At 46.0% G+C, this 9,500-nt stretch carries 10 protein-coding genes and 1 pseudogene; 6 read left to right on the plus strand and 5 right to left on the minus strand.

The annotated features are described in order from the left end of the window. Positions 1 to 91: 91 nt before the first annotated feature. Positions 92 to 274, plus strand: a complete 183-nt coding sequence (locus IM479_RS03250; protein WP_287685744.1) for a hypothetical protein — start codon at positions 92 to 94, stop codon at positions 272 to 274. Between the two features lie 183 nt (positions 275 to 457). Here IM479_RS03250 and IM479_RS03255 read toward each other — a convergent pair whose 3' ends face one another. Both IM479_RS03255 and IM479_RS03260 read right to left on the minus strand, forming a co-directional pair. Then, a complete protein-coding gene (locus tag IM479_RS03255; protein WP_002760967.1) occupies positions 458 to 1,189 on the minus strand; it encodes an undecaprenyl-phosphate galactose phosphotransferase family protein in 732 nt (243 codons plus the stop codon). Between the two features lie 815 nt (positions 1,190 to 2,004). Next, the gene (locus tag IM479_RS03260) at positions 2,005 to 2,796 is read right to left on the minus strand and encodes an HpsJ family protein (RefSeq protein ID WP_287685746.1); all 792 of its coding nucleotides are present in this window, start codon (positions 2,794 to 2,796) and stop codon (positions 2,005 to 2,007) included. 324 nt (positions 2,797 to 3,120) lie between these two features. On the opposite strand from IM479_RS03260, the gene pgl reads away from it, so the two are divergent. From pgl to IM479_RS03275, 3 genes are all read left to right on the plus strand, one after another. Further along, a complete protein-coding gene (gene pgl, locus IM479_RS03265) occupies positions 3,121 to 3,843 on the plus strand; it encodes a 6-phosphogluconolactonase (protein WP_286824700.1) in 723 nt (240 codons plus the stop codon). A 190-nt stretch (positions 3,844 to 4,033) separates the two neighbouring features. Then, a complete protein-coding gene (locus tag IM479_RS03270) occupies positions 4,034 to 4,678 on the plus strand; it encodes a double zinc ribbon and FHA domain-containing protein (RefSeq protein ID WP_287685748.1) in 645 nt (214 codons plus the stop codon). A gap of 101 nt (positions 4,679 to 4,779) precedes the next feature. Continuing rightward, positions 4,780 to 6,027, plus strand: a complete 1,248-nt coding sequence (locus IM479_RS03275) for a site-2 protease family protein (RefSeq protein WP_287685750.1) — start codon at positions 4,780 to 4,782, stop codon at positions 6,025 to 6,027. On the opposite strand, the gene IM479_RS03280 is transcribed toward IM479_RS03275, so the two are convergent. After that, on the minus strand, positions 5,946 to 6,710 hold the full coding sequence (locus IM479_RS03280) for a metallophosphoesterase family protein (protein WP_287685752.1): 765 nt from the start codon (positions 6,708 to 6,710) through the stop codon (positions 5,946 to 5,948). The genes IM479_RS03275 and IM479_RS03280 overlap by 82 nt on opposite strands. A 377-nt stretch (positions 6,711 to 7,087) precedes the next feature. Here IM479_RS03280 and tpiA point away from each other — a divergent pair, with 377 nt between their 5' ends. Then, entirely contained in the window at positions 7,088 to 7,813 is a 726-nt protein-coding gene (gene tpiA / locus IM479_RS03285) for a triose-phosphate isomerase (protein ID WP_286824696.1), read from the plus strand. Here the strand turns inward: tpiA and IM479_RS03290 are convergent. Then, positions 7,810 to 8,592 (minus strand): fumarylacetoacetate hydrolase family protein, encoded by a 783-nt coding sequence (locus IM479_RS03290; protein WP_287685754.1) that lies wholly within the window; start codon positions 8,590 to 8,592, stop codon positions 7,810 to 7,812. The genes tpiA and IM479_RS03290 overlap by 4 nt on opposite strands. A gap of 145 nt (positions 8,593 to 8,737) precedes the next feature. Here IM479_RS03290 and rpsF point away from each other — a divergent pair, with 145 nt between their 5' ends. Then, positions 8,738 to 9,127, plus strand: coding sequence for a 30S ribosomal protein S6 (gene rpsF / locus IM479_RS03295; RefSeq protein WP_287078278.1), 390 nt, complete (start codon positions 8,738 to 8,740; stop codon positions 9,125 to 9,127). A gap of 6 nt (positions 9,128 to 9,133) precedes the next feature. On the opposite strand, the pseudogene IM479_RS03300 reads toward rpsF, so the two are convergent. After that, positions 9,134 to 9,500, minus strand: a pseudogene (locus tag IM479_RS03300) (Uma2 family endonuclease); the annotation flags it as partial.

Raw genomic sequence — 9,500 nt, forward strand, 5'->3', positions numbered from 1 at the left:
CTTGAACGAGTAAAACTTTCTAGGAAATAAGGTGGAACATGAGATTTTTTCGACTTGTTCAAAGTGGCCGTCCGGCATTCGGACACTCAAAATGGACGGGTCGGAAAGCGTAAGACTTCTGTTAAAGAAGCAGCATCCCGTTAAGCGTCAACCCCGTTCAGCGACCACCCTAAAAAAGTGGCGTGGTGAGGAATCGCCGTCCGTTTTACGGCGGCGAGGATGTCAAACTTTATGTCTATGGGAAGCGATCGCTGTTAGTTTCCCACTGCCCTAGGGAACAATAAACATAGCTGAAAGACAGCACTCGATCGTGTAAGGTCAGGGCAAACCCTAATTACTGTCATAATATTTCTCAAAAAAAGAGGAGAAAAAAGCAAGTTCTGCCTTTCTCTCCTCCAGTCTAGCGATTAATTACATGGAAACAGCAGTGAGTAATTTTTAATTACTATTCACCGCTTTAGTAAGCACCGTTATTTTTGGGAAAAACCACAACACCGATAGTTCTGAAGATTACCCAGATATCGGTTAACCAGTTACGCGAATTAACATAATACACATCCATCTGCACCCGCAGGGGATAGGGGATGTCATTACGTCCGGAAACTTGCCATAAACCAGTCAAACCGGGGCGAATAGTTAAAACTTTGTCGATGCGATTGCCATATTTCTGCAATTCTTCGGGAACTAAAGGCCGCGGACCGACGACGCTCATATCTCCTCGCAGGACGTTCCAGAATTGGGGAAACTCGTCTAAACTGGTTAAGCGGAGAAACTTGCCAATCCAAGTTATACGGGGATCGTCCTTAAGCTTGAAATTATCCTCGAATTCCGCCCGCAGTTGAGGAGAGTCTTCCATCAGTCTCTCTAATACCTTATCCGCATCCATTACCATAGTACGAAACTTGATACAGTTGAAATGCTGGAAGTTTTGACCGACGCGCTTCTGCACATAGAAGACCGGACCGGGGGAACTAATCGCGATCAATAAGGCTAAGATTAAATAAAGCGGCGAAAAGAAAATTAGAACCGATAGGGAGAAAACGATATCGAATAATCGTTTTGAGGTATCGCCGTCTAAAGCTATTAACCAAGATTTTTGATGCCGTCTACCAGAGACCGAAGGTTTGAACCCTCGCTTCATCAAAGCTTGTAGAGCCTTGACGGAGATAAGTTGGCTATTAGCAGTCATCTTACTCCTTCACATCACACACACCACACAGTACCCATGATAAAGCCACAAGACCGAAAAAACAAGTCTTCAGGCCAATAACTGGCACTGGCCATTTTAGAGCCTTTGTACTGAAAAATCTCTAATTAGGGTTTGCGGCAAAAAGTTTGTTGGTGGGGTTAGGAGTCAGTAGTCAGAATTCAGGAGATTATTTTTATTTATTCTCCCCGCTCCCATCTCCCCCGCTCCCCGCTCCCTTCTCCCCTGCTCTCCTATGCCTTTTAAATAGGATTTAGTATTAAGCTAAGACGTATTTAAACCGCTTATTCTTAGATTAGCCGAATCTCCCCCCCTCTTTAGGGTCGTTTCATTCTCTCAAATGTCATTATCTCAAATCCTTATCTGCCAACGTTTTTAGTCGATTTCTCGGAATAAATAGCTGAAAATTTTTAAAAACGTCGTGCTTTGCTTACCGCATAAGCGATTAAAGGTAGCAAAAAAAAGAATTAGATTCGGAGAATGAAACAGCCCTACTAGGGTTGGGGGGTGTTGCCCTTTGCCTCTTGCACTCTTGCAAGAGTGCCTCGTCTGGCCCAAGCAATTTAAATTACGAACAGCTGATAGGACGTTTTTGAACCCCCAAAAATTAATTCTGCAAGAGGTTTAATAAATAAAAGGGCATCAGCAAATGATGCCCTGTGGCTGAATATTTAAGTAGTTACAGATTTGATCCTAAGGATGAAGTATGCTCTTGTGTGCGCTCGTCTCCTGACTCGGAGAATTCTGACTCCCGAAAACGAAAACTTTATACTTCATCATTAAGATAAACCCCCTTCTTAGGCGGTGCGTTTTTTCATACTACCTAGTTCTCGAATGCCTAACCAACCGATCAAACTATAGCAAATCGATAGCAACATACTTTGAATACCAATTCTTAACCACTGTTTCAAAGCCTCTAAGTTAGCTTGGCTTTCTGCCTGTTTTCGTCGATCTTGCAGCTGAGTTTGTAGCTGATTTTTGATCTCATCTAATCGCTGTTTAAACTCCTTCGGTTTTTTGGATAAATCCCGTAAATTAGTTAATTGTTCTCTTTGTTGACGTAGGGTCTGTAACTGTTCCGTGTTGATCGGTTGTCCTTGGAAACGACCAGTTTCAATTACTTGATTTCTCTGAGAGATCTCCTGTTCTAATAGTTGGGGATTTTGCGATAGAGTATTTAACTGGGCTAAGAAAGCTTGAATTTGTCCCTCCCCTTGATCAACACCCTGTTCAATTTGAGTCAAAGCGTTGTTTTTAATCTGGTTGATATTATTGATATGAACAGGAATCATCAACAGAAAAACTAAACCCAACAGTGTGGAAAGAATAAAAATCGGCCAACGCAATTCAAAGCGGGATTTTCTAGGAATGACATCTCTATTGTTAGAGTCAATCCAGTAAGCGATTAAAACGATAACGATACCCAGGAGAGGAACAATTCCTCGATCGACAAAGGTGGTGACGAACCCTACCTGCCATTGGGATTGACTGAATCGATAGGGCAGCGGCAGGATAAACCCATCCAAAAGGAAGGAAATAATGAAAACCAATCCCGTTAATTTCAGGGACAAAGAAGTAAAACTGTTCATCGCTGTTTCTGTAATGGTATGTCAATGAATAGATTCATTAGCCTGTTTAAAAGTTCTCGCTGGGGGTTCCCAGAAGGATTTTGCCGAGAGGCAATCTGACAAACTGCAATTTCTAATTAACTCTTGCTCGACCTCCTGCCCAACACTATGGTTAAATTGTTCTGCTTGTCAACCCCTTTCGAGAATCGACTCTAGAAATATTACCTCAATATGGTATCGGTAAACTTAATCCCTTTCAAAGAATAAAATTTTCCCAAGCTCTCAGATGAGTCCTGAATGGTTAGCCTATAGTAAAGACAGCCCCCTGAGTTGATAACAAAACCCATGCAGAAATTGGTGGAAGTTTTAGCTGATAAACAAGCTCTGATCGCAAAATCTCTGGCGCTGGTTCTGGAAAAAATCACAACCAGCCTCGACCAACAGGACTATTTTACGATCGCTCTGTCCGGCGGTAGCACCCCGAAACCTCTCTACGAGGCTTTATCCTCTCAACCCCTCGACTGGTCAAAAATTCACGTTTTCTGGGGAGATGAGCGCTACGTTAGTCCCAAGCATCCTGACAGTAATCAACGCATGGCCCGGTTAGCATGGCTCGATCGCATACCGATCCCGGCCGCTAATATTCATCCTATGCCCACGGATGACCCCGATCCCCAGCTGGCCGCCCAAAAATACGATGATCATCTCCGCCAATGGTTTGGGGTCAATTCTCCCGATTTTCCCGTTTTTGACCTGATTTTATTGGGAATGGGCGATGATGGTCACACCGCCTCGCTCTTTCCCCACACGGCAGCTTTAACGGTGAGCGATCGCTGTATCACCGTCGGCGAGAAAGACGGCAATCCCCGCTTAACTTTTACCGTTCCCCTGATCAATCAGGCCCGTTGTGTGATCTTTATCGCTGCCGGCGAAAGTAAACGCCCCGCTCTACATGAGATTTTCTCTGCCTATGGTGACTCTTTCTCCTATCCTTCTCGTCTCATCCACCCCCCGGCCGGGGAATTATATTGGTTACTCGATGCGGCCGCTGGTTCCTCTTTTGTCTAGAGAATAGGGGAATGGGGAAATGGGGGAATGAGGGAATGGGGAAATGGGGGAATGAGGAAATGGGGGAATTTCAACTAAAACCCTAACACCCCAACACCCCAACACCCCAACACCATAAAACCCCAAAACCCTAACACCCTAAAACCCAACCCCTAATCTGCTTTTTAACTTTTTCCTTTTTCCTTAAACAATGATCGTTTGTCCTAATTGCGAACATACTAACCCCGATGAGGCCAGTCAATGCGAGGCCTGTTACACTCCCCTGCCGCGGATGTCTTCCTGTCCTAGTTGTGGGGCAACCATCCAAACTGATGCCACCTTTTGCGGTCAGTGTGGCTACAATTTACAGCCTAATTCCCTTGCCATGGTGGCAGCCGAGGCCGAACCGGAACCGGAACCGGAACCGGAACCGGAACCCGTCCCACCAGTCCCTACACCCACCGTCGCCTCGATCGCACCTCCTCCTGTTGCCCCCCCACCGGTTCCGGCTGCCACCCGCTTACAGACGGAAATAGCTAGTCTGCAGCACCTGCAAACCGATAGCAAAATTGAATTACCCCTACATCTATCGGTAATTCATATCGGCAAACCTAACGATCGCATTCCCCCCGATATCGATGTTTCCGGTTTTCCCGATTCTGATATCGTCTCCCGGGTTCATGCCGATATCCGCGTCGAAGCGGGCATCTATTACCTCGAAGACAGCGGCAGCGCTAACGGAACCTACGTTAATCACAACCCCCTACCCCCCGGCAATCGTCATCGTCTCCGGGCTGGCGATCGCATTTCCCTCGGTAAAGGGGACAAAATGACTTTTATTTTCCAAATGTCCTAAAAGGGGACAGGTGTTAGGGGTTAGGGGTTAGGGTTTTAGTTGAATTTCCCCATTTCCCCATTTCCCCATTTCCCCATTTCCCCACTTCCCCACTGAAAATTATGCGTACAAATTGGCGAATCGGCTCTTTATTGGGCATTCCTATCTATATTGATTCCTCGTGGTTTTTGATTCTGGCTTTTGTCACCCTGCTCAATGCCACTGATGCAGAAATTCAGTCTCTGGCCGCCCAGAGTTCTGTTTTAGCGTGGTTACTTGGTTTAATCATGGCTTTATTGCTGTTTATCTCGGTTTTACTCCACGAATTAGGTCATAGTTTCATGGCTCGTTCCCAAGGCATCCAGGTCAATTCCATTACCCTGTTTCTCTTTGGAGGTATGGCCTCGATCGATCGAGAATCTCGGACTCCTCCCCAGGCCCTGCAAGTAGCGATCGCTGGACCCCTCGTCAGTTTTCTCCTGTTTTGTCTCTTATCCCTAGCCAGTCACTTACCCTATTTAAACGCTAATTTAACCTATATATGCGGGCATTTAGCGATAATTAACCTGTTTTTGGCTCTATTTAATCTTATCCCCGGTTTACCCCTCGATGGGGGTCAAATTTTCAAAGCAATCGTCTGGCAAGCAACGGGCGATCGCTGGAAAGGTTTACATTGGGCTGCGATCAGTGGTCAATTAATCGGTTGGTTGGGGATTATTTTGGGGATTTTCTTGGTTCTCTTGACGGCAGCTGTGGGGGGTGCTTGGTTAGGATTAATAGGCTGGTTTATCCTCAGAAATGCCCGCGCCTACGATAATTTGACTAATTTACAGCAAAGTCTCCTCAATTTCACAGCGGGAGAGGTGATGAGCAGAAATTGGCGGGTTTTAAACGCCCATCAAACCCTAGAGGAATTCGCCCAAGAATACGTTTTAGACCAAGCAGCCGCCAATACTGCTTATTTTGCTGCGTCCGAGGGACGTTATCGGGGATTAATTCGGGTGGAAGATTTACAGGCGATCGAGCGGAGTTTCTGGTCAGAAAAACAACTGCTTGATATTGCCCATCCCCTCGCAGAAATTCCCTCTGTTGAGGAAAAAACCCCCTTAGTGACGGTGGTGCAGAAATTGGAAACCATCCCGGACCGAATGATCACGGTGTTAACACCAGCCTCCGCCGTAGCGGGAGTGATCGATCGCGGCGATATCCTCAAGGCAATTGCGATTAAATACCAACTTCCCCTAGAGGAAACGGATATTAAACGCGCTCGCGAGGGAGTTTATCCCAGTTATTTGCCCTTAAATGTCATTGCTGCCGCTCTTGACAAGAGTGAACGGCCAAAAATCGGCGAACCGTCCTTAATGTCCTGACGTAGAGAGGATGGACGATAATAATCTTGAATATGGCTAATCCGAAAATTTCCTCCCTGGTTAACCTGCCACAATTTCCCCGTTTCCACATCTAAACAACTTAACCAGCCTTTACCGTAGGCCCAAGTATCGATACAAATGGCATGGCCGAGATTAATCGGTTTACCGCTTTTTTGGCTGGTATGACCACAAATCATGGTTTTTCCCGAACTATGGGCGGCTGGATCTTGAAATTTCTCCCAAAAGAGTTTGTATTCTGGTTGTCTGGTCAGGGGTAGATGGGGATCGAGACCAGCGTGAACAAATAAATGATTTGCAGTTTCGTAGCTATTTATACAGACTTTTCCTAAAAAATCCCAGTGAGATTCAGGAATTTTAATCAGGTGGCCTTCGCTATAGGATTTTAGCGTGGCTTTACCGCCTTTTTCTAACCAGAGACGCTGTTTGAGGGGGTTATGACGGGCTTGCAGCATGATAATCTCGTGATTACCTTTGAGGGGAATCAAATTTCCCTGTTTATGTAGGGAAATCAAGTGATCGATCACCCCTTTCGAGTCTCTGCCCTTATTAACGTAATCACCGAGGGTGATTAAAGTATCTTGCGGTTTGGGATTGACGATCTCTAGCAAGTGATCTAGAGCTTTCGAGCAACCATGAATATCGCCGATCGCTAAGGTTCGCATGAGGATTTGGTAGGGGACTAGGGCATAGGTAGGGTCTGCGGCAAAAAGTTTTTCGTGGGGGCAGGGTGTGGGGTGTGGGGTGTGGGGTGTAGGGTTTTACCGATTTTGAGGTAGTCAGTTACCTAATTTTCAGGGAAAAAGTCCCGGAATTTTACCCCCGATCACTCCAATGGTCGGCACTTTTTGAGGGAAAAAAAGTCTAAAAGCCTTATCCAACAAAGTTTTTAGATTTATTCAGCCAGCCCTAGGTACAGGTAAAAGTATTAAAGAAATCTGTTCACGACAAACAGCGATTATCGGTGATCTTGCTTAGGGTAACAAAAAGGCTTACAGTAAAATGTACCATAAATTATCAAATCTACTAAATTAATTAAGCTGTGCCGAAAGTTGTTATTGCAGGTAACTGGAAAATGTACAAAACCCAAAGAGAAGCTTTGGAGTTTTTGCAAGATTTTAAATCCCATCTAGAGGAAACCCCCGACGACCGAGAAGTAGTTCTTTGCGCGCCTTTCACCGCTTTAGCTGTCCTCTCTAAAACCCTCCACGGTGGTCGTATCCGTCTGGGGGCGCAAAATGTCCACTGGGAAAAATCGGGGGCTTATACGGGCGAAATCTCGGCGGATATGTTAACCGAAATTGGGGTTCACTATGTGGTTATCGGTCACAGTGAACGCCGGCAATATTTCGGCGAAACCGATGAAACCGTCAATTTAAGGGTTATATCTGCCCAAAAACAAGGTTTAATCCCGATTATCTGTGTGGGAGAAAGTAAAGCCCAAAGAGATGCCGGAGAAACAGAAAAGGTAATTATCAAGCAAATTCAAGCAGGTTTAGTCAATGTTGACCAAAAAAACCTCGTTATCGCCTACGAACCCATCTGGGCGATTGGCACGGGGGAAACCTGCGAAAGCGAGGAAGCGAACCGCGTTATCGGTTTGATTCGGCAACAATTAGATAATCCCGAAGTCACCATTCAGTACGGTGGTTCGGTAAAACCCGATAATATCGATGAAATTATGGCTCAATCGCAGATAAACGGGGCTTTAGTCGGTGGGGCGAGTCTAGACCCCGCCGTATTCGCCCGCATTGTTAATTATCGCTAATTGATTTCTGCTGCCATGACGCTATTTTCCAAAACCCCGATGCCTTCTATTTCCACCCGAACCTTATCCCCCACCTGCATCGCTCCGATTCCTTCGGGAGTTCCCGTTAAAATCACATCCCCCGGCAGCAGGGTCATCACTTGGGAGATATAAGCCACCAAGACATCGGGGGGAAAAACCATATCACTGAGATAACTGCTTTGTTTGGGTTCGCTGCCATCATTGAGAAAAGTGGTTAATTGGGCCCCGATACTCAATTCCCGGACAATCCAGGGGCCGAGGGGACAAAAACTGTCAAATCCTTTCGCCCGCGTCCATTGGCTATCTTTTTTCTGTAAATCCCTAGCGGTGACATCGTTAGCAATGGTATAACCCCAGATTTTGCTTCTGGCCTGGGCTGTGGTGCAGTTTTTGGCGGTTTCTCCGATAATTAATGCCAATTCTCCTTCATAATCCACTCTTTGGGATTGGGGCGGATAAAAAATCGGTTCACCATCGGCAATAATTGTCGTCGGTGGCTTGAGAAATAAAAGCGGTTCTTCTGGTACAGGTGTTCCCATCTCGGCGGCGTGGGCGCGGTAATTTTTGCCCACGGCAATAATTTTCGACGGGAAACAGGGGGCTAATAGTTGGTAGCTATCAGATTCTAATTCTAGCTTGGTTAGTTGCCCTCCTTGCCAGGGAGGGGCATCAAAGACAGCAACGCTACGGTTTAGCTGTAACAGTCCGTAGAAGATTTGTCCTTGACGATGTTTCACTCGTACATAGCGTTGCGCCATATTTTTCTGGGAATGACTAGCGATCGACTCTCGGATAGTAGTATGATCATATATCCTTGCTTCTTTATTAAAAGCTAGAGAGTTATGAAAATCAATTAACCTCCGGTCTTGACAAAGAAGCCTTCTAGTCCATAAGGATTCTGAGATGAGCAATAACTACGAAACTCTTTACATTCTCCGTCCCGATTTAGGGGAAGAAGTCGTTCAGCAACAAGTGGAACGTTATCGGACTCTGATTAGCGAACACAGCGCCACAGACATTGAAGTTAAGGTGTGGGGTAAAAAACGTCTGGCCTATCCCATCAAAAAACTCAATGATGGTGTCTATGTGCAGATGAATTATCAGGCAACCGGCAAACAAGTCGCCCCCATGGAACGCACCATGCGTTTAAGTGATGAGGTTATTCGTTATTTAACCCTAAAACTCGATCGCGTGGTGGCCCCCCCTGCCGATTTATCTCCCTTAACGGAAATTCCGCCCTCTCCTATCACCGAAGCGGTGGTGGAAGATGACGGTATCTCCGCTGAAGATTAATTATAGTCACAACTCGGTCGGATCAATGCCCAATTCCCGTAATCGGGCAAAAGCGCGATCGCGTTCTTGTTGTGCTTGGTCGCGTTCTTGTTGTGCTTGGTCGCGTTCCTCAAAGAGGGTTTCAGGGTCTTTAAATCGTTCCCCATCGGGATAAAAGACCTCTAAACCCTCTTCAAACATCTCAAACCGAATCCCTAGGATTGGGGAAGTCCAGGGAAAATTCAAGGCCGTTACCGGGAAAAAATCCTCTTGCTGATTGGCCCGCACCAATCCCCAGAAATCATGGGAGTCTGGGTCATAGAAAAACATTTCTAATACCCCATGCTCCCGATAGAAAGACTGCTTTTTGAGCATTTCCCTGGCACTATTGCTC

The sequence above is a fragment of the Microcystis sp. M165S2 genome (assembly GCF_020245885.1).
GTDB lineage: Bacteria > Cyanobacteriota > Cyanobacteriia > Cyanobacteriales > Microcystaceae > Microcystis.

Excerpts from the sequence above, each read along its gene's own strand:
- IM479_RS03250 (WP_287685744.1), top strand. The coding sequence starts at position 92 with ATGGACGGGTCGGAAAGCGTAAGACTTCTGTTAAAGAAGCAGCATCCC.
- IM479_RS03255 (WP_002760967.1), bottom strand. The coding sequence starts at position 1,189 with ATGACTGCTAATAGCCAACTTATCTCCGTCAAGGCTCTACAAGCTTTG.
- IM479_RS03260 (WP_287685746.1), bottom strand. The coding sequence starts at position 2,796 with ATGAACAGTTTTACTTCTTTGTCCCTGAAATTAACGGGATTGGTTTTC.
- pgl (WP_286824700.1), top strand. The coding sequence starts at position 3,121 with ATGCAGAAATTGGTGGAAGTTTTAGCTGATAAACAAGCTCTGATCGCA.
- IM479_RS03270 (WP_287685748.1), top strand. The coding sequence starts at position 4,034 with ATGATCGTTTGTCCTAATTGCGAACATACTAACCCCGATGAGGCCAGT.
- IM479_RS03275 (WP_287685750.1), top strand. The coding sequence starts at position 4,780 with ATGCGTACAAATTGGCGAATCGGCTCTTTATTGGGCATTCCTATCTAT.
- IM479_RS03280 (WP_287685752.1), bottom strand. The coding sequence starts at position 6,710 with ATGCGAACCTTAGCGATCGGCGATATTCATGGTTGCTCGAAAGCTCTA.
- IM479_RS03290 (WP_287685754.1), bottom strand. The coding sequence starts at position 8,592 with ATGGCGCAACGCTATGTACGAGTGAAACATCGTCAAGGACAAATCTTC.
- rpsF (WP_287078278.1), top strand. The coding sequence starts at position 8,738 with ATGAGCAATAACTACGAAACTCTTTACATTCTCCGTCCCGATTTAGGG.